The 19,603-nt window shown below is 42.0% G+C and carries 23 protein-coding genes and 1 tRNA gene; 23 read left to right on the forward strand and 1 reads right to left on the reverse strand.

The genetic code is table 11. The features are described from left to right. Positions 1 to 9 precede the first annotated feature (9 nt). From GJU39_RS01385 to GJU39_RS01480, 21 genes are all read left to right on the forward strand, one after another. A complete protein-coding gene (locus tag GJU39_RS01385) occupies positions 10 to 678 on the forward strand; it encodes a hypothetical protein (protein WP_154278902.1) in 669 nt (222 codons plus the stop codon). After that, positions 675 to 1,331, forward strand: a complete 657-nt coding sequence (locus GJU39_RS01390; RefSeq protein ID WP_154278903.1) for a hypothetical protein — start codon at positions 675 to 677, stop codon at positions 1,329 to 1,331. Before GJU39_RS01385 ends, GJU39_RS01390 begins: the two co-directional genes overlap by 4 nt. A gap of 4 nt (positions 1,332 to 1,335) precedes the next feature. Beyond that, positions 1,336 to 2,001 carry a hypothetical protein gene (locus tag GJU39_RS01395; RefSeq protein WP_154278904.1) on the forward strand — a complete coding sequence of 222 codons (666 nt, stop codon included), beginning with the start codon at positions 1,336 to 1,338 and terminating at the stop codon, positions 1,999 to 2,001. Then, positions 1,998 to 2,771 (forward strand): hypothetical protein, encoded by a 774-nt coding sequence (locus tag GJU39_RS01400; RefSeq protein WP_154278905.1) that lies wholly within the window; start codon positions 1,998 to 2,000, stop codon positions 2,769 to 2,771. The genes GJU39_RS01395 and GJU39_RS01400 overlap by 4 nt, the downstream gene beginning before the upstream one ends. Before the next feature lie 3 nt (positions 2,772 to 2,774). Next, a complete protein-coding gene (locus tag GJU39_RS01405; RefSeq protein ID WP_154278906.1) occupies positions 2,775 to 3,902 on the forward strand; it encodes a plasmid transfer protein in 1,128 nt (375 codons plus the stop codon). A gap of 4 nt (positions 3,903 to 3,906) precedes the next feature. After that, a complete protein-coding gene (traK, locus tag GJU39_RS01410) occupies positions 3,907 to 4,530 on the forward strand; it encodes a conjugative transposon protein TraK (protein ID WP_154278907.1) in 624 nt (207 codons plus the stop codon). Next, on the forward strand, positions 4,527 to 4,913 hold the full coding sequence (locus GJU39_RS01415; protein WP_154278908.1) for a hypothetical protein: 387 nt from the start codon (positions 4,527 to 4,529) through the stop codon (positions 4,911 to 4,913). The genes traK and GJU39_RS01415 overlap by 4 nt, the downstream gene beginning before the upstream one ends. 10 nt (positions 4,914 to 4,923) lie before the next feature. Further along, positions 4,924 to 6,147, forward strand: a complete 1,224-nt coding sequence (gene traM, locus GJU39_RS01420; protein ID WP_154278909.1) for a conjugative transposon protein TraM — start codon at positions 4,924 to 4,926, stop codon at positions 6,145 to 6,147. A gap of 6 nt (positions 6,148 to 6,153) precedes the next feature. Next, positions 6,154 to 6,993, forward strand: a complete 840-nt coding sequence (locus GJU39_RS01425) for a DUF4138 domain-containing protein (RefSeq protein ID WP_154278910.1) — start codon at positions 6,154 to 6,156, stop codon at positions 6,991 to 6,993. A gap of 10 nt (positions 6,994 to 7,003) precedes the next feature. Beyond that, positions 7,004 to 9,046, forward strand: a complete 2,043-nt coding sequence (locus tag GJU39_RS01430) for a type IV secretory system conjugative DNA transfer family protein (protein ID WP_154278911.1) — start codon at positions 7,004 to 7,006, stop codon at positions 9,044 to 9,046. A gap of 35 nt (positions 9,047 to 9,081) precedes the next feature. Beyond that, positions 9,082 to 9,504: a hypothetical protein gene (locus tag GJU39_RS01435; protein ID WP_154278912.1), complete on the forward strand. Its 423-nt coding sequence runs from the start codon at positions 9,082 to 9,084 to the stop codon at positions 9,502 to 9,504. Then, positions 9,473 to 10,111 (forward strand): M23 family metallopeptidase, encoded by a 639-nt coding sequence (locus GJU39_RS01440; protein WP_154278913.1) that lies wholly within the window; start codon positions 9,473 to 9,475, stop codon positions 10,109 to 10,111. The genes GJU39_RS01435 and GJU39_RS01440 overlap by 32 nt, the downstream gene beginning before the upstream one ends. Continuing rightward, the gene (locus GJU39_RS01445; protein ID WP_245227651.1) at positions 10,080 to 11,318 is read left to right on the forward strand and encodes an ArdC family protein; all 1,239 of its coding nucleotides are present in this window, start codon (positions 10,080 to 10,082) and stop codon (positions 11,316 to 11,318) included. Before GJU39_RS01440 ends, GJU39_RS01445 begins: the two co-directional genes overlap by 32 nt. 9 nt (positions 11,319 to 11,327) lie before the next feature. After that, positions 11,328 to 12,128, forward strand: a complete 801-nt coding sequence (locus GJU39_RS01450) for a DUF4099 domain-containing protein (protein WP_154278914.1) — start codon at positions 11,328 to 11,330, stop codon at positions 12,126 to 12,128. Between the two features lie 463 nt (positions 12,129 to 12,591). Further along, positions 12,592 to 12,909, forward strand: coding sequence for a hypothetical protein (locus tag GJU39_RS01455; protein ID WP_154278915.1), 318 nt, complete (start codon positions 12,592 to 12,594; stop codon positions 12,907 to 12,909). A gap of 25 nt (positions 12,910 to 12,934) precedes the next feature. Next, positions 12,935 to 13,798 (forward strand): hypothetical protein, encoded by an 864-nt coding sequence (locus GJU39_RS01460; protein ID WP_209437574.1) that lies wholly within the window; start codon positions 12,935 to 12,937, stop codon positions 13,796 to 13,798. A 23-nt stretch (positions 13,799 to 13,821) separates the two neighbouring features. Beyond that, on the forward strand, positions 13,822 to 14,022 hold the full coding sequence (locus tag GJU39_RS01465; RefSeq protein WP_154278917.1) for a hypothetical protein: 201 nt from the start codon (positions 13,822 to 13,824) through the stop codon (positions 14,020 to 14,022). Between the two features lie 5 nt (positions 14,023 to 14,027). Beyond that, complete coding sequence (locus tag GJU39_RS01470; RefSeq protein ID WP_154278918.1) at positions 14,028 to 14,858, forward strand: DNA adenine methylase; 831 nt, start codon at positions 14,028 to 14,030, stop codon at positions 14,856 to 14,858. 2 nt (positions 14,859 to 14,860) lie between these two features. Continuing rightward, entirely contained in the window at positions 14,861 to 15,544 is a 684-nt protein-coding gene (locus GJU39_RS01475; protein ID WP_154278919.1) for a hypothetical protein, read from the forward strand. A 331-nt stretch (positions 15,545 to 15,875) separates the two neighbouring features. Then, positions 15,876 to 16,034 (forward strand): hypothetical protein, encoded by a 159-nt coding sequence (locus tag GJU39_RS23385; RefSeq protein ID WP_167515628.1) that lies wholly within the window; start codon positions 15,876 to 15,878, stop codon positions 16,032 to 16,034. After that, positions 16,031 to 17,581, forward strand: a complete 1,551-nt coding sequence (locus GJU39_RS01480; protein WP_154279063.1) for a recombinase family protein — start codon at positions 16,031 to 16,033, stop codon at positions 17,579 to 17,581. Before GJU39_RS23385 ends, GJU39_RS01480 begins: the two co-directional genes overlap by 4 nt. On the opposite strand, the gene GJU39_RS01485 is transcribed toward GJU39_RS01480, so the two are convergent. Next, positions 17,538 to 17,614: transfer RNA gene (locus GJU39_RS01485), tRNA-Met, on the reverse strand. The two genes, GJU39_RS01480 and GJU39_RS01485, sit on opposite strands and share 44 nt — an antisense overlap. Before the next feature lie 136 nt (positions 17,615 to 17,750). Here GJU39_RS01485 and GJU39_RS01490 point away from each other — a divergent pair. Then, positions 17,751 to 18,131: an START-like domain-containing protein gene (locus GJU39_RS01490; protein WP_131562254.1), complete on the forward strand. Its 381-nt coding sequence runs from the start codon at positions 17,751 to 17,753 to the stop codon at positions 18,129 to 18,131. Between the two features lie 29 nt (positions 18,132 to 18,160). After that, positions 18,161 to 19,588 carry an LptF/LptG family permease gene (locus tag GJU39_RS01495; RefSeq protein WP_342448162.1) on the forward strand — a complete coding sequence of 476 codons (1,428 nt, stop codon included), beginning with the start codon at positions 18,161 to 18,163 and terminating at the stop codon, positions 19,586 to 19,588. Positions 19,589 to 19,603 lie beyond the last annotated feature (15 nt).

The raw sequence follows: 19,603 nt of genomic DNA on the forward strand, positions 1-19,603 counted from the left end.
TTTTATAATATGATTTTGCAAAAGATATTCATCTGTTTTTTAATTGGTCTATTTGCTTTAGGTGCATCTGCCCAAATTTATGTTGACCCAACGACAGCTGCTGCCACTGCCGCGCACGCAGGGGTTATGAATAGCGGTTTGTCGCGCACGAGCAATAACCTCACATTAGTTCAAAGAGCTCAGCTTGCCGTAACGGGACAGCTTGGAATTGTAAATGATCTCCAGTCAACTATTTACAGAGGGCTTTCTGAAGTTTCCGGGGTAATGAGATCCCTGCTTGCGGTGAAGGATATTTATGAGATTTCGCAGGATATCGTTATTGATGTGAATAAGGCCATAAATATAACCTCCAATGACCCGGTACTTCTACTTTTCGCCGAAGGAGGCGCTCGGGAGTTTAAAACACGTTCTATAAATCTCGCCGCCGAGGTAAGCGCCTTTGTGTTGAAGGATGGTAAGGATGCGTTGATGGATTCTGGGGAAAGGGCAAAACTGCTCAATAGGATCGTTACTGAACTGACCATCCTTAGGGGAGTAGCATATGGGATGTATCGAACGATGTACTGGGCTAAACAGCGCGGCATTCTCAATTCGCTAAATCCCTATGCCGGGTATATTAATATTGATAAACGGATAGCGGATGATATTTTAAGGAATGCCAAAATGCTAAAGCAATGAAAAATGCAGTGTTTATAACGATACTACTTTTTCTCTCACTAACAGGAAAGGCGCAGTTAAATGTTGGACTTTTGCACCAGCTCGTGGGGGATAGCAAAACCGAGCATGGCAAACAGTCAGACGCCAGGGATAGGCAGGTTGAATCTGCGGCAAACGAGCAGGTAAACAAAACATTAATGGTGAGGCTAAAGGATAAGTACCGGGATATTCAGTCCAGGTTTAAAACACTAGGCCTTGCTATTGATGCCGCCCAGATTGGAATTGAAGCTTACCCCTTAATAAATGATATCTCGCGAAGTCAGGAGCGTATTTATACGCTCTGCAAAAATGACCCTATACTCTCCATTCTGGCAATTGAGTCTGAAATCGATATGGGAGATAAGGCCTATAGGCTGCTAAATTTTTTATATGGGATTGCACTGTCAGCCGGCGATATTAATCAGATGAAGCCAAGTAATCGAAAGCTGCTCTTTTCTCATGTGCTGGCTGAGCTGCGGCTAATTGCTGGTGCGTCGCGCGGACTCGCGGTGACCCTGCAGTACTCATCGAGAAAAAAGGTGCTAAATGGACTCAATCCTTTTTCAGATTTTATCAATACCGATAAAAAACTGGTGGATGATATCCTGCGAAAAAGAGACATTCTAAAAAACTGATCTTATGAAGTTATCCATTTCAATTATTCTTATCCTCTTTTTATCTTTTCAAGGCCAGGCGCAACGGGTAGTTTTTGACCGGGGCCATTTTAATATAGTGAATGAAAATGGCGCCGTCCGCTTAGCAGCGGAAAACACCTACAACAGCTATTTGAATACGATCAATAATCGCCTTTCAGATATTAACCTGAATCTCGGCGCTGTTGTGATTGTCCAGTCACTAATCCTCTCTTCGCTCAGAGAAGTTGACCAGGGGCTCAAGAGTGCCATTGCGGTAAGTCAGATTGGAACTTTGGTTGCTGAAATTTCTTCTGAAACTGTCGGCATGATTGATATCGCCAGATCGGATCCGCGCCTTCTATTATTTGCAGAGGATGTCTCCAGGCAGGTAAGGGATAGGGGAATGAATCTATTATCAGAAGTTTCGGTTTTTGTGCTAAAAGAAGGTGAGAACGTCCTGATGGATTTTGAAAAGCGCGACGCGCTGCTGAAAAAAATTGCCTTGGAACTTCGCGTTATCCGGGCACTGGTATTTAGCATGAAAAAATCCATGTATTGGGCAAAAATGAATGGCGTGTTCAGATCTCTTAATCCTTATCAGGGCTTCATAAACCAGGATCTTCGTTTAGGAAACGATATTCTGTTCAAATCAAAATTATTAAAACGATGAAAAGTTTCTTATTGCTATTGCTTTTATGCGGACTTTCTTTACTGGGGCATTCTCAAAAGAAAATTACCGATAAGCACATTACCTATCAACAGGAGCGGATGGTCTTCAAGCAGTGGGATGCAGCTAAGTTTACGCCCAAATCAGGTTTTTTGGGACTCAATCCCGAATATTGGATTACCTGGGCGCTGCATCCCAACTACCCGAAGACCGATTTAAGGCCACTAGGGCCGGTGGGACCACAGACACAGCGGCTGATGTTTGCCGCAGCTATGCAGAACACTGATAATGTTTACAAACTGCACGCAGACACGCTACGAAACACTGCACTAAGCGAAGCATCCAATTATTCCTCGGCATTGTCCTTCGCAGATCCCCTATGGCAAATTTATTATCGCAATGAGTTTGAGGGATTGTTGTCCCAGGCTGATGCTGAACTTCTTTCAGGACTTTCAGCTGCCGAACAAAAATATCTGATTTCTACGGGCCTGCTTGATTGGTATAAAGAGGAAAGCCATGCACTGCTGGAAAGGCTGGAAATAGCGCGGTCAACGACTTTAGATAGGGGATCAAGGATTATGGCTTATCATAGGATGCTGGCCGAATTCAGGAAACTTTCGGCAAGCTGGGAAAGTAAAAAATCCAGGGTAAAGACTTATCTCGCTATCCGCTCATCAGTGGAGAAAGTCAGAACTGGTGAAGTCCCCAAACCAATATCATCAAAAAGCGATATCCAGATTGCAAATGATATCCTTAAAAAATCAAAACTCTAATTAATGGATATTTTAAATATGATAACCGGCACAGCCGGTTTTTTGGTGCAGGCAGTCCCTGATTCTTTCAAGGATACCTTCAATTTTCTCCAGGGGAATGGAGTCTATGAGGAAGGGATGATGCACTTCTTGCATGAGATGAAAAACACGATCTGGACACATTATGATGCCTTTATAGCAGATGCCCAGGCGCTGGCCGCTATTTTTATGCTTATTTTCTTTGCCATCAAAAGCTATGAAATGATTTCCGGGGATAAGCAGCTTGAAATTATGCCGCTGCTTCGGCCTTTTGGATTGACCATGGTTATTTTATGGTGGAGTATTTTTACCCGGGTACTCGCTTATCCGACCGAGGTGATTGAGCAAAAGACATCGGCGATGTTTGATGGGAGCCAGGCAGAGATAAATGATCTTAGGCTCCAGCGGGCGAAGCTCATGGTAGAAGTAGCCGATCAGCTTTTGAAAGTCCAGGCCCAAAGCGAAACGGCAAAAACAGAAGCAGATACCTGGTATGAAAATGCATGGGAATCTGTTAAATCTTCGGTTAAGGAAGGCTTTTCAGAAGTTTGGAACCCGATTGTCGAGATGAGAAACAGACTTGAGGTTGGTCTTCAGCTGTTTGCCACCTCGCTACTGGAGACCCTTGCAATATGGATACTCAGGGTCTGTACCTATATTATTTTTATTATACAGATCATATTTTCGACAATCCTTATTATTCTCGGACCCTTTTCGGTAGCTGTATCCATTCTCCCTGCTTTCAGGGATTCATTTTCAACCTGGGTGGCCAGATTTATTTCTGTAAACCTTTACTCAGGAATTGCCTATCTGGTGATGTATGTAGCTTCTTTATTCCAGCATTATGCGCTCGAGGCGGAGATAACCCGCTACCAGGAACTTATCGGCACTGGAGAAGCAAGTCTAGAAAAGCTGGGATGGTTTGCCAGTAATGGCGTGCTCTCTTTTGGAATGGTGATCGTGACCTTTATTATTGGGGCGTTAACCATGCTAACCGTACCAAGCATCTCGACCTGGATTGTTTCAACCTCGGGGGTATCCTCGGCAGCTAGTTCTATGGGCAGGGGCGCATCCAGTATGACCAGGGTCGCCGGACAAATTATGGGAGGATAATAAAATGATGATAAAAAGTATCGAATCCAAAATCCGGCTGGCTACGTTTCTTTCTCTTGGAAGCTTTACGCTTTGCCTCGCCGTTGTTACGGTCGTTTCCTTTTTTGCCTATGGCTATGTGAGGGATTCCAGAAAGAGCATTTATATTCTTGATCCTTCAGGAACGCCGATCTTGGCTAAACAAACCGATGTGGCAATGAACAGGGCCGCTGAATACCGGGCCCATATCGCAAAATTCCACTCCTTATTCTTTTCCCTGGTGCCCGATGATAAATTTATAGAATATCAGATGAAGCAGGCTATGTACCTAATCGATGAAAGCGGTGCACTTCAGTATAATAATTTGAAGGAGAAAGGTTTTTTTACCTCTATTTTATCCTCTTCTGCTGTACTTACGCTGCGCACCGATTCTATTTTTCTGGATGAAAAGCGGATGTATTTCCGCTACTACGGCACCCAAAAAATTGACAGGAGGAGTTCGAGTGTTACCAGGTCTCTGATCACTGAAGGCAGTCTGGTTGATCTGGAAACCAGATCGGATAATAATCCTCACGCAGTGCTCATCACCAGGTGGAAAACACTAGAGAACAGGGATATTTCAACCACAGATAAAAATGCATTCCAATGAGAAAAGTTACTGTTTTTTCCGAGCTCCGAAACGAGTTCTCTGAGCTGATCGGTCGGCACTGGGCCACGCTGTCGAGGTATTTTGTGAAATATCCCAAGGTGATCTTTGCGGGAATGGTGATATTGATGGTCAGTTCATTTCTTTTATGCTTTACCCTGTTTCGGATAGAAAATAAAAAATCACCGGTAGAAAAAAAGGCAATTTTGAAAGTTGAAAGTGGTTTAACTGAGATTGGCGCAACAGTCAGCAGACTCCAAAGAACACTTGAACTGCGGGAAGCGCTGAAAGTTTTGCTGGCCAAAGATTCCCTGAATAGCCAGGATAGCCTGTTAATGGTGACTATGATTGTCGAGTTGGAGAAAACCAGAGGACAAAAAAAATAAATCAAGATTTATGAAAAAAATAGATGTTAAAAAGCCGCGTTATGCGCTGCCCATAATTTGTCTGCCCTTCCTTTTACTTTTCTTTTATGTTTACAAGAGCAGTTTTGGGAAACCAGGCGCAATGGTGCTTGGCCGTGATTCATTGCAGACCAATGTGGCCCGAGTTTCTGAACAGGTTAAAAACCAGGAACTATCTGGCAAGCTTGATGCTTTTAGAAACAAATTTAAGCAGGCAGATGGTTACACCGCTGTTGGGAGTATTGGCGAAGAACCAAAGGAGCGGGCAGAGATAAGCTCATCTTACAATTCAAGAGAGAAGCAGATGCTCGATTCCATTGATCAGGTGATGAAAAAAAGATATGGACAGGCGGGCAGTGCAGAAAATTTTTCCCCAAAATACTCTTCAATCAGGCAGGAACAAGGTTATTCACGTAGTCCCAGCCGCTCCGAGCAGGACCTTGCGCTCGCCACCGCATTAGCTAAAATCAAGCAGGGGAACAAAGTGAATTCAGAAACTAATAACGCTAGGGACCTAGCTGACCCTATGCAGCTTTTTCGGGCACAGATGGCCTTGGTGGATAGCATGGGAAAAGCGAATGATCCCGCATTCATTGAAAAAAGAGAAAAGGAGAGACTGGCGAGGAAGACTGAAAACGATGCTAAAGATAAAAAAAGCATTTCGGTCAAAAGGGCTGTTGGAGCAACAGCTGGCTTTAATACCATAGTTTCTGGTGATGAACAGCGTCCTATTGCCGCCATTATAGACCAGGATATTACCGGATTTTCAGGGTCAAGGCTCCGTATCCGGCTCGTCGATGATATTATGGCCGGCAAGTTTCTGATCCGAAAAGGGACATACCTGTATGCAACTATTTCCGGTTTTTCAGCTCAAAGGGTATCTTTGGTGATTTCTTCTGTCTTTTATGCCGGGGAAATTTTGCCGGTAAATCTGCAAATCTATGACAATGATGGTCTTGCCGGAATTTATGTTCCCTCTTCTGCATTTAGGGAGTTTACCCGGGATATGGGCAGCTCAAGTTCGCAGGGGATTTCCATACAGCAAATGGCCGAAAACAACAATCAGCTGGTTATGGGGGTGCTTTCCAAAATGTTCCAATCTACCACAACAGCCGTAAATAAGCTGATCCGGTCTAACAAGGTTAAGGTTAAGTACAACACCCAGGTTTATCTAATCGATCCCGAAGAGCTGAAAAGAAAACAACAATCCTACTAGATTTTTATGAAAAGAATTTTGATAATAGCTCAAGTTTTATTGAGCTCACTGGCGCTTTATGCCCAAAAAATACCTCAAGTCTCAATTGCAGAACTTCCGGTCATCGCAATATCTGACGGGGTATCTCTGCACATTATCTCTCCTGAAAAGATTTCTTATGTTGATCTTTCCAGTAGCTCGCTAATTGGTGATCTTCCGGAAAAAAACGTTCTGCGGATCAAAGCAGTTCCGGATTCTGCCAGATCGCTGATTTCAAGTGGGGAAGCTGGGATTGTTACCATTGTTGGCGAAACCTTTATTGCGCAGTACAGGCTCACCTTTACTAATCCTAAAGGTACTGATTTAATTACCTCACAGCTTGAAATTATTCCCCAACACATGCGGCCATTGGATGTTTCGGGTGTCGGTCTATCGCAAACCGAGCTGAAAATTAATGCACTTTCCCTTTTAAAGCGAAGAGAAAATGGTCATGTGCAAAGTGTTTCTGCATTTGGATTATCATTAACAGTCAACCAGGTTTTTACCCTTGGCGATTATGTTCTTCTTGACCTTAGTTTTAATAACACCACCAACCTGGGATTTGAGGTAGACGAGCTAAGGTTCAAAATTGAGGATAAAAAGATCAATAAATCCACCAATGTACAGTCGGTGGAGCTAAAACCGACATTTCAGCTTTATCCTTTCGAGCGGTTCAAAAAATCTTTCAGGAATATCTATGCATTCAAGAAAGCAACATTTCCGGGCGATAAGGTATTCAGTATCGAATTATCAGAGAAGCAGATTTCAGGTAGAAACCTTCGTGCAACACTTCGCTACTCGGATATTCTGGGCGCAGACACCTTTTAGATAAGTTAATATGGAAGAAAGCAAGGAACAACAAAGCCTGCACCGCTTCCTCCAATTTGCCATTTATCTAGCGTTACTGATAGATGTGCTCATGTTTGTCTACGCGCCCAAACTGCTAATAGAAGCGGGTGCACAAAAAGTTGGGTTGAGCAGGTTTTTGATTCGCATGTCAAGGATTGTCATTTATGAGCATCCTCTGTACAGCCGGTTTTTCTCACTTATTCTTATTTCTCTGGTATCCATCGGGACGCTCAGTAAAAAGGAAAAGGATCTTGACGCTAAAAAAGCAATTATCTATCCGCTCAGCTTTGGTTTGGTCTTCATGGCCGCCAGTATCTTTTTTTTCGCTGGATCTGGGGAGCAGGTTTTCTACCTCACTAATTGGCCCGATGTAGGGTATATGGGTTTCTTGCTTGTGGGAACAATACTCGTTCATGTAGCTATGGACAATGTTTCCAAGATTATCAGCTCTTCGCTCGGGAAGGATAAATGGAACACAGAAGAGGAATCCTTTATGCAGGCAAGGAGGCCTGTGAATGGCCCTTTTGCGGTAAACATACCTTCCCTTTTTTACTACAGGAAAAAAGTACATGCCGGCTTTATTTGTGTAGAGAACATTTTTCGCGGCACGCTTTTGATCGGAACCCCTGGGTCGGGAAAAAGCTTTGGAGTGGTTATGCCCTTCATTCGGCAACTGATTTATAAGCAGTTTTGTATATGCTGTTACGATTTTAAATTTCCCGATCTCGGTCAGATTGCCTATTACCATTATCTGCTGGGAAAAAAAGCGGGCAGGCTAGAAGGATTTGATTTTCATGTTATCAATCTAACCCAGGTCGAGCGCAGTCGAAGGATAAATGTACTCCGTCCCGATTACATTCTTACGCTTGCCGATGCCGGGGAAACGGCAGAAGCACTAGTGGAAGCCTTGAAAAAAGGCGATAAATCAGGTGGGAGCGATCAGTTCTTTACCCAAAGTGCGGTAAACTTTCTCTCTTCCTGTATCTATTTTTTTTCTCAGTATGAGGGCGGTAAATACTCTACCTTTCCACACGTATTATCCTTTCTGAACTGCAGTTATGAGCAGATTTTTTCGGTGCTCTTTACAAATCCTGAACTCAAAAGTCTGCTTTCCCCTTTTGCTACAGCCTGGCAGGCAAAAGCTTTCAATCAACTTGAGGGACAGATTGGCACGCTAAAAGTTTTCATTTCCAGACTAGCGACTAAAGAAACGTTCTGGGTTTTTTCGGGAGATGATTTCAATTTGAAAATATCTTCTCTTAACGAACCGTCCATGCTGGTTCTGGCGAATGATCCCAATACACAGAATATTAATTCTGCCTGCTATTCGGTTGTATTAAACAGGTTGACTAGGCTGATCAACTCTAAAGGCAATAGGCCTTCGGCTTTGATTATTGATGAGCTGCCAACGCTATTTGTTCACCGCATCGAAAATCTTATTGCTACCGCAAGATCCAATAAGGTCGCTGTGCTAATGGGGCTTCAGGAATTGCCCCAGTTTCAGCAGCAATATGGAAAGGATACCGCAACAACGATCACCTCGGTCGTAGGGAATGTGCTATCGGGTTCAGTTAGGAATAAAGAAACCCTCGAGTGGCTGGAGCGGCTCTTTGGAAAGGTAAAGCAGCAATCAGAAAGCTTATCTATTGATAGAACTAAGACCTCCCTTTCGCTTTCAGAAAAGCTCGAATCACTGATTCCTGCCGGAAAGATTGCATCGCTGAAAGCTGGCGAGCTTGTTGGTATGCTGGCGGCAGATGCAGTCGAAGAATATACGGGTAAGTATGAGACCTCAGCAATCAACTGCAGGGTGAATTTGGACATGGATGCGATAGCGATGGAAGAAAAAGCGTATCCCGATATGCCAGTCTATTATGATTTTGCTGGGAAGAAGGAGGAAACCTTAAGAAAGAACTTTCTTCGCATAAACGAAGAGATTCAGGCACTTGTCTTAAAGTTCCGATCGGATTCAGCATCAGCTAAAAAAGAAGAATTCCCTAAGGCATCTATGGCCGGGGGAATGAAGCGGTAAACAAATCTATTTTCTAATTCTTAAAATCAATTCTTATGGAAGAACTAACTGGCCGGCTTGCGGTGGTACATCCCGAGCTGACTATAGACCCTGTTTCCAGACAGGGCCAGATTGGGGTAATCGCAATGGCTGATTTAAAAAACGATACCATTAGTGTTGGCTTTGGTGGCGGCCCTCTGGGCAGATATTCCTCAGATGCCCTTCTTGTGCTAAAAGATAAGAGGGAGTTGTATCAGGAAATCATGACCGGAGTAATGGGCATGGACAGCAATACATTTAAAGAACTGCTCGATATCAATATGAAACAGGAATATTCTGATTATGGGCATACCTCTGCGGCAATGAAAATTGCTATCGAAAATCCTGAGGTCATGAAAAGAAGCATGATCTCCCTGGAAGATTATATATCCCAAAACAGGATCATTGATGTCAGCGAAGAGGCTTCTGTTGAGCGCTAGCGTTTCAATATGCAGTGCGCTACCGCTCATTCTATCCTCTATTCTTTGCTGTGCCCAACTTTCCATGCCGCTAAATTCAATAAAGATCAATAGCCGTTTTGGTAAAAGGATACATCCTGTTACCCATAAATTGGATTTTCACAGGGGCATTGACCTAAGGGCCAGAAATGAGCCGGTATTTGCTTTTTTTGCAGGAAAGGTATCATCTACCGGTTATAATCCCATACTCGGGAAGTTCATAAGGATTGAACATGGAGGACTGGAAAGTATTTACGGTCACCTATCTTTTATTTTGGTTGAAATAGGTGAGGAGGTTTATTCCGGGCAAGCTATTGGAGTTACAGGATCAACTGGGAGGGTAACAGGTGAGCATCTGCATTTCAGCCTAAAAAGTGGAGGTGTCTATATCAATCCTCTGCTTTTTATTCTTCGCTACCTAGAAGTATCCAAAATTAATCAATCTAATAATATGGAAAGTACAGCTTATTTATCATTGAGGCAAAAGCTGGAACTGCTCGCAATGGTGGAAGAGGTCGAACTTAACCTAGAGGAGGCCTGGCTTTATGGAGCTGACTTTGCAGACCGGGAGGATCTGGATGATGAATAATGAAGGAGTCCATAAGCCCCTGCATGTTCAGGTTGCAGAGAAAGTTATCGAAGCGCTTCGAGCAGGAACAGCCCCCTGGCAAATCCCCTGGGATTCCGCAGGTTTACCGATGTTACTACCTTATAATTTTCAGAGCGGTAAGAGATATAGGGGAATAAATGTCATTTCGCTATTGATGTCAGGTAAGGAAGATCCAAGATGGATGACCTACAGGCAGGCGGAAGAAAGTGGAATGCAGGTAAGAAAAGGAGAAAAATCCATGCTCATTCAGTTTGTAAAAACTTCAGATGAGCGAACCAAACGCGATGCTTCGGGAAAAGTACTTCATGATGAGCTTGGAAACCCGCTAAAAGAAAAACATGAACTTTCCCGCGCAATCGTCAGAAATGCCTATGTTTTTAATGCTTCCCAGATTGAAGGAATGCCGAAATTGGAACTCGGGAAACCCGGAGCAACCTGGGAACCAATTGAGCGGGCAGAAAAACTTATCGCATCCTCCGGAGCAGTAGTGCTTCATCAATATACGGCAAATGCTTTTTATGATCCTAGGAAAGATTCAATAACGCTACCGTATAAGGACTGGTTCTCTGAAAGCCACAAATATTACGCGACACTTCTTCATGAACTGGGGCACTGGACTGGTCACCCCGATAGACTCAACCGAGATATGGGCAAGGGTTTTGGCGATCAAACATACGCCCGCGAGGAGTTGAAGGCGGAGATCGCGTCCATGCTTTTAGGCCAGGAGCTTGGTATTGGGCATGATCCGGGGCAGCATTACGCTTATGTGGAAAGCTGGATATCAATCTTAGAGAACAACCCCTTTGAGATTTTTTCGGCGGCAATGGATGCTGAGCGTATTCTTGGCTATATCATGGGGCTGGAAACTAAACAGGAGCTCACCAAAGAAAATGATTCCTTAAATGCACTCAAACCAGTTCCCTTAAAGGTGCAGAGCTATCTCACCACAGGAGATAAAATACACTATAACGGCTCGGTATATGAAGTACTTGGTCACTTAAAGCAGGGAAGACTCAAAATGCAGGAAAGTCTTAATGGTAATGCATTTACATTAAGCCGGGAGGATAAGCTTTACGCGGCGCTACTATATCTCAAGCGGGAGACAGGCATCGAGCTTGGAAGTCAGCAGTCCCAAAGTAACATTGATCAAGGAGAGCACCAGTCATTAACTGATTTAAACAGATAACAAGCAATTATGAAACATTTAATTATTGAAGAGGCTCTGCCAATAGCAGAGCTCTCTAAGTTAGGGCTATACGATGGCGCCAAGCACTTACTGAATGAAACAGACCTCACCGCACTTCTTTCAGGAAGGAGAACTGGCCTGATAAACCTTCAAAACCTCGTCAGTGAGGCTTTTGTAATAGACAGCCTTGATGCTAAACTATCCATTAATCTAGATGAAGATAGTGTCCACGATATTAGATTGCATCCTATTTACAAGGAGCCGAAACTGTCTCCAGATTTATTGGATCACGAAGCCAAAGCGCTGATTGCAGGAGAATTTAGGAATATCGCAAAACCCATCAATTTTCCGGATGGCACAAATAAAATTGTTGTATTTGAATATGATAGTGAAACCAGGGAGTTTATATCCTATGACCCGGCAGGAGTAGAGGTTCCATTTAAGGTTAACGGAGAGAAATTAGATGCAAAGAAAAAGGAAGAGTTTGCTTTGGGTCGTATTGTTCAGCTCTCGGACGGGACAATGATCCAGCATAGGGCCTGTGAGCCCAGGGGAATATTATCCAGTCGGACGGCCCTTATCCTCACTATTATAAAAGATGGTGATGCCACGAGTTTTTTAGTGAGGGATATCTCGCCCATCATGGATGAAAGTATCCATCAAACTCCATTTTCACCTGGCTTTGAAATTGCGTTCCTTGAGATGAAGAAAGCTGATGGCTTAGCTTCCGATGAGCTGTTGCAACAGAGAGAACTTGAAGAATTTAAAAGCGAATATTCCAGAGGATATGCTCATGGTATATCCAGATAAAAATGGACGATGATTGGATTGACCAAGATAGTTTTCGTTACTTAATCCCAGGAGGGCTGCCGAAGATTAGTATTCGTACAGTCTATCTATTTTATGAGAAGGGAGATGTCCTAGAAATTTTGTACGGGCGAATTATATTGAGATTTAAGTATGTCGCTTTGGTGGCAGTGGATTTTCTGATCACTCCCAGAAATATAGATACTATCCGTGCAGCTTTCCGCAATGCAAAATTTATAACTGTTTTCGGAAACGATCTACCGGCTATTGTTTTAACCTGCAAAATTTCTTTATGGCTAAAAGGCCTGGATGCAACTTTTTGTGTCTATTCGGATCATGTGCATTTCATATTCAGATATGCAGAATTTTCATGTGCTGCTTCTATTTTTTCTCTTAATAGATTTTGCAGGCTCACAGGCTTTAGAACCAATGTGAAGCTTCTAAAAGTCTATAATAATTGCCCCTCATGATACCGGAAATTTTTAAGCAGAATATCAGTCTTGATATCAAAGTATTTGGATTTGAGGTAAATGTAGATTACGTATACAACTGGCCTGAGAGTAGAAAAGATGACAAGGAACCATTAGTGGTACACTTAGAATTCAGATCAAATTCACACGTGATATCTTCAACAGGTTACCGTTCGCATTTTCTCTTTTCAGCTTTCTTAAAGGATTGCGAGTACAAATCCATTGAGGAGCTGGCCGTTTCTCTTGGTGAACATCTAGCAAGAGAAAATGGTTATGAACCTCCTCAGCCTGAGCAGCAGCTCAGCCTCTTTTAATTTTTTAACCATTTTTTTATTTTTTATGAATGAGCAAAATTTAGAATACCTAAAAAAGAGCCTTGATTATCTTGGTTTTGGAATCAAGCTTAACGATGTGCTTGAATCCGCAATATCCAGGGAGATCCCAGCATTTACGCTAGGGGTGAATCAAGCCTACTCATCTGCCCAGATGAAAAAGAACCCAGCACTTGGGACAGATCAGGTCCGCTTCATGCTAAACTTCAACCGCTCGAAGCAGAGCGATATGTATTTTTTGAATGATTACGAAGTAAGCCTGTTGAAAGCCGGCAGTGCTTTACCAATCAAACAGGTTTTTGATCTGGAAAGGGACAACCGTATCACCGCCCTTCAGGCATATAAACTTCTCTCTGGGAATTCTCTTGAAAGGGATGTTTATATCAAATCAGAGAGCAGCGAGGCCTCTGAAAAGAAAAAGGTGTGGTTTAAGCTGAGCCTTGATGTGCAGGATGCTTATGGCAATCATCCCCTGAAAAAATTCTATCCTGAGTTTAAATTTGAGCTATCTGATGCTATTGATAAGTATCCTTTCAAGGGATTGACAGATCCGGGTAAAGATGGTTTGATGAAAATGCTTCGAAGTGGTCATATGGCACAGGCTGATATGTTAGTGGGCAAAAAAACAGTTCCAGTATTTATAACTGCGAATCCTCAATATAAGGGGCTCGATGTTTATGATAAAAATATGGTGCCTATTCGCCAGGATGAAATCTTCCCTAAAGTAGAAAAGGAAAAGAGCACCGATACGTCTATACAGCAAACGGTTTCTCAAAAAAGTGAGATCAACGCATCCAATACCGAGGAGCGCTTTCCCTGGGAAAACCAGCGGGATGACGATGTTTCTAAAAGCAGTGAAATAGAACGATAATTCTTCTAACGGTAAAAGAAAAAATGAGAAAGCTTTTAGCTAAGATAGACCATATCCGCGCAAGCGGATGGGTTACCCTCGATCTTAAGGAAGATCATCCTCTATATGAGTTAAACGGTAAGCGGTGTCAAGTGGAAAGTATGGCTAAGCCGGATATTAAATGCCGTGTTTCAGTATTGATTGATAGTGAAAAGGTTGATTTTACCATTGATGATTTGTACTAAAATTTATGACCAAATTTAAATTACGAACCCCCATAAGCTATTATGGGGGTAAACAAAAATTAGCCAAACGTATCGTTTCGGTGATTCCGCCCCACGTGCTTTATTGCGAACCATTCATTGGAGGAGCGGCAGTATTTTTTGCCAAAGAACCTTCAACGGTAGAGGTGATCAATGATACCAATAAAGAACTGATAAACTTTTATAGGATAGCCAAGGAAGATTTTACTTCGCTGGAGAAGGAAATTCGGATCTCTCTTCATTCCAGAGATCTGCACAGGAAGGCTTCTGTTATATACAATAACCCTGATATGTTCTCGGAAATCAAACGGGCATGGGCAGTCTGGTTGACTTCTTCACAGAGCTTTTCGTCTCAGCTGGACAGCAGCTGGGGCTATGATAAATCCAGTAATACGACCACCAAGAAAATAAATTCTAAAAAAGAGGGGTTCGTTGAAGAAATGGCTATTAGGCTACAAAATTGCCAGATTGAATGCGCTGATGCGCTTTATATTATTGCTAGCCGCGATACTACAGACAGTTTCTTTTATTGTGATCCGCCTTATTATAATTCTGACTGTGGCCATTACGATGGCTATTCGGAGCAGGATTTCGAAGCCCTTCTTTTTTTGTTGGCAGGTATCAAGGGCAAATTTTTGCTTTCTTCCTATCCGTCGCCGCTACTGGAAAAGTACGCGAAGGTAAATGGTTGGCATCAATGGTCAATAAAGCAACAGGTGTCTGTAAATGCCAAGGGAGGGAAGAGGAAGAGCAAAATAGAAGTATTGACTGCTAATTATCCAATCGATCTTGAGGTAGAATTTGGAATAGAAATTTAAGAATGGATAACGCAATGGTTTTTAAACCTGAGGCCTTAGATCTCTTTCACGGTTCTTTAGAATTAAAAGGAGGAAAGATAATGATTGGCTCGAGCATTGGAGTTGGGTGGAACGCGCTTACACTGGGAAATGCCTTTTATACTTCTGTAAGTGTTGATGCCGCTCGCCTCTTTAGCCATCTAGTGCTACAGAAATCAAGATTAAAGGGAGAGGAGACGTTTAATAATGTAGGTTTTGCAAAAATCTATAAAGTGCTGTTACATAAAGATTCAAGCATCCTGGATGCTGATAAGGCTCTGGACGCTAACCGCGTCCGGAGTATTTTGACGCGTGCTGGAATTCCACAGCGATACCTTGAGCATCGAAATGATGACCAATTAACAGATTTTTATAAGTCTGCTGACCTCTTATGTTATGGTGCCGGTTGGGAAGGAAACCGAAACGAATATCTTACCAAAGCACTAGGATTCGATGGACTGTTGATTCAAGAACGAGCTTGGGATAGCTATGACTATTATCCGCAGGATATTGGGATAGACTGGGAAGGGTCAGATATTACAAAGGGATGGCCCCCAAAAACCTTGGCTTTGTACAATCCGGAAGTGATATCAGGGTATGAGTTGATCAGCGATGGTAGGATTTATGTGCCGAATAAGGAAGTCTTTATCCTGGATATTGAAAGATGAATTACCGTTGTCTAGATCTTTTCAATCTTACTGTATTTCTCCTGCTAATATATTTGGCAAATAAAAGCCATGCAGATCCTGCAGTAATGAATCCAATTATTGGATAATGCAAGTTTAGCGAAGCCAACAATGCGCCTGTGGAAATGAAACAGGTCAATAGAAATAGAAATAATGTCTTCATAAGCTACCAGTTGATATGCTCTAAATTCATCAATAATTGATCCAAATATCTCATTTTAAGGAGTTAATCGGCTTTTTTTTAAGTTAATCAATAAATCTAAAAACCACCTAATGGGTGGTTTTTCTTATTTCACATCAAGGGTTGAATCATATGAAAAAATACCTGTATGAGAAAATTAGTCCACAAACTGCTATCGCTATACTAAAGAAAAAAGGTCTTGAAATTAATGAGCAACAGGCCAAGGAAATCTTGGAATTGCTATATACATTAGCTATTTTAGAAGTAGAACAAGCAATGAAAAAGCCATGACAGCAGATCTATATATTAGGGTAAGTACCGAAGAACAAGCCGATAAGGGATACTCTCAGCGTAACCAGGAAGAAGTTTTACAGCGCTATTGCCTATCGAAAGGAATTAAGGTAAGGAAAGTTGTGTTTGAAGATCATTCTGCAAAAACATTTAACAGACCTGCATGGCAAAAGTTGCTTTTAGAGCTTAAAAAAAAGAGAGGGCAAGTTGACCTTATTCTCTTTACAAAATGGGACAGGTTTTCGAGAAATGCAGGCGATGCCTATATGATGATCAAGATCCTCTCCGATATGGAAATTGAGCCTCAAGCCATAGAACAGCCGCTTGATATCTCTATTCCCGAAAACAAAATGATGCTTGCTTTTTATCTTGCAGCACCAGAGGTGGAAAACGATAGAAGAGCTCTGAATACTTTTTTCGGAATGAGAAGGGCAAGGAAGGAGGGGCGTTTCATGGGCTCAGCGCCAATTGGCTACACAAATAAAATCACAGAAGGCGGGAAAAAATACATTTGTCCAATCGAACCTCAAGCATCTATTATGAAGTGGGCCTACGAAGAACTGGCCACTGGCAAATGGTTTATTGACCAAGTTTGGAAGGAAGCTCACAAAAAGGGTCTAAAGTGTGGGCGTAAAAATTTTTGGCAAATTATACGTAACCCAGTTTATTGCGGTCAGATTCAAATATCCAAATATAAAGATGAAGAGGCACATATCGTTACAGGACAACATGTGCCGATAGTATCGGAAAGTATTTTTTATACTGTAATGGATATTCTTGACGGAAGGAAGAAAAATTCTAAAAATAAACACCTTGCTCCTGATGAATTGCCATTGAGAGGTTTTTTATTATGCCCTAAATGCGGGTTTAAATTGACTGGCAGTGCTTCTAAAGGATATAGTAAGTATTACTTTTATTATCATTGTTTTTCTGCATGTAAGGTGCGACATAGTGCTAATAAAGTAAATGATGCCTTTGTGAAAGAACTAGAGAAGCATTCGCTGGATCCAAAAATGAATGAACTTTATAATATGGTAATCTCACAGGTCTATAATTCGATCTCAGGAGGTGAAAAGGATGAGACCATCACCTTCAAAAATAAAATAGGAGAATTGAATCAAAAGATAATACGGGCTCGAGATAAAATGTTACAGGATGTAATTTTAGATTTCGAGTATCGTAAAATTAAGATTGAATGCGAAAGAAGTATCACAATTCTTGAAGGAAAACTCTTAGAAATTTCGCGGGGAAATTTAAATTTAGGGCCGATTATTGCAAAAGCGACTGGAATGCTCACAAACCTGTCTAAAACATATTTAAATGCAGATTCTGAAGGGAAGAGACGTTTAATTAGTTCGATGTATCCCGAAAATTGGACTTTTGACGGAGAGCTACATCGAACTGTTCGGGTAAACGAAGCAATCCGCGTTCTAGGCGCCTTAAAGGGGGTTTTTGAGGGCAAAAAAAAAGGCAAATCAAAGGATAATTTTGATTTGCCTACTATGGTAGCGGGGAGCAGGATCGAACTGCCGACCTCAGGGTTATGAATCCTGCGCTCTAACCATCTGAGCTACCCCGCCGGGTTGAAATATTTGTGTATATTATCAAATATTTAGCTGGTTATTTTTTGGAGTTGCAAATATAGAATAAATTACCTTTCTTTAGAAAAATAAAATAAAAAAAATACATCCGGATTTATTCTGGTAATGAATTAACATGGCAGAAAAGAAAAAATTTACACTGGAGTACGAGGTTAAATCGTCACCACGAATATTGTATACCTTTATCAGTGAGCCTAATGGCTTGTCGCAATGGTTCGCTGATGATGTAAATTTTCGCGACCAGGTTTACACATTTACCTGGGATGACGAACAACTCAAAGCGAAGCTGGTTTCGATCAAAGAGAACAAATTAGTTAAATTTAAGTGGCTGGACGACGAACCTCAGTGTTACTTCGAGATGGAAATTGTACAGGATGAGCTGACCAATGATGTAGCGCTTTCTATAACAGATTTCACCACAGACGACTTGCTGGCAGAGAAAAAATTAATCTGGGATAACCAGATTGACTATTTGATTAGCGTTTTAGGTGCCTAGTTTAAAACCGTATTGCTTACCTTTGTAGGGTGAAAAAAATACATCTTCTTTTAATAAAAGCATTCATAAAGCCATTCCTTGCTACATTTTTTGTAGTAATGTTTATTCTTTTGATGTTTTTCTTATTCAAGTGGATCGATGATTTAATCGGTAAGGGGTTTGAATGGTACACCATTTTAGAATTGATGTACTATGCCTCTGCCGCCAATGTGGCCATGGCATTGCCGCTTTCGGTATTGCTTTCCTCCATCATGACGTTTGGTACCCTCGGTGAGAATTACGAGTTGGTTGCCATCAAATCTGCCGGGATCTCCCTTCAGAAAGCCATGAGGCCATTATTTGTGGTGATCATTTTGCTCACCATCAGTTCATTTCTTTTCTCGAACTACATGTTGCCTAAAGCAAACCTGAAATTCAGTTCTTTGCTTTATGATATCCGGAACAAGAAGCTCTCCTTTCTAATTAAGCCAGGCGTATTCAATAATAGTATTCCGAACTTTTCCATCCGGGTAGATTCAAAAGATGAAAACGGAAAACTAAGTGGCATCCTGATTTATGACCATCGCGGTACCAATGGCATTCCGAAGGTAATTATGGCGAGGGAAGGGGAGATGAATAAAACTTCCGATGGTAAATACCTGCTGCTGAAACTGAAGGATGGGGTGCAATATGAAGAGCAGGCAAGCACCAGCGGCGCCTATAATCCACGTCAGATTTTAAACAGAACCCGTTTTAAAGAAACAGAACCCAGGTTTAGTCTGGAATCTTTCGATATGAACCGTACCGATCCCAATGCGTTTGGAAACAGTACACCAATGCTCAATCTAAGGGGAATTAGTAAAAAGGGCGATTCTTTATCTAAACTGCTGGATACTTTGGGGCAGTATTCGGCCAGAATGGCATCGTCGAATTTCAAACAATTCAATTCGGCTAAAGGATATTCCAAACTGAAAGTTGCGCCAAAAGTGATCAGTGATAACATTGTCAAAGATATTCCAAACGGATCAAAAAAATCCAGCCTGGATAATGCCTCAAACATTGTATCTGGAATGGTTCAGAATCTGTCTAATACGGCTCCACGCCATACCGATCTGGTTGGCGAATACATCTTTACCCGAATAGAATACCAGCGGAAGTTCACGCTGGCAGCATCTTGTATCCTGTTGTTTTTTATTGGTGCGCCGTTAGGGGCGATCATCAGAAAAGGCGGTATGGGTTTACCGGTAGTTATTGCAATTTCGTTTTTTTTAATCTACCATATCATTACCACCGTTGCTGAAAAATCTGCCCGGGAAGGTTCCACCAACCCGATTGTAGCCATGTGGATTGCCGTGATTGTTTTGTCGCCGCTGGCTGCCTTTCTTACCTATAAAGCCACGGTAGACTCGGCTTTATTCGATATCAATTATTACAAACAGCTTTTCTTTAAATTGTTCCGGATCAGGCAAAAACGGTAGTCCATATCCTTTACT

The sequence above is a fragment of the Pedobacter petrophilus genome (genome assembly GCF_009674725.1).
Taxonomy (GTDB): domain Bacteria; phylum Bacteroidota; class Bacteroidia; order Sphingobacteriales; family Sphingobacteriaceae; genus Pedobacter; species Pedobacter petrophilus.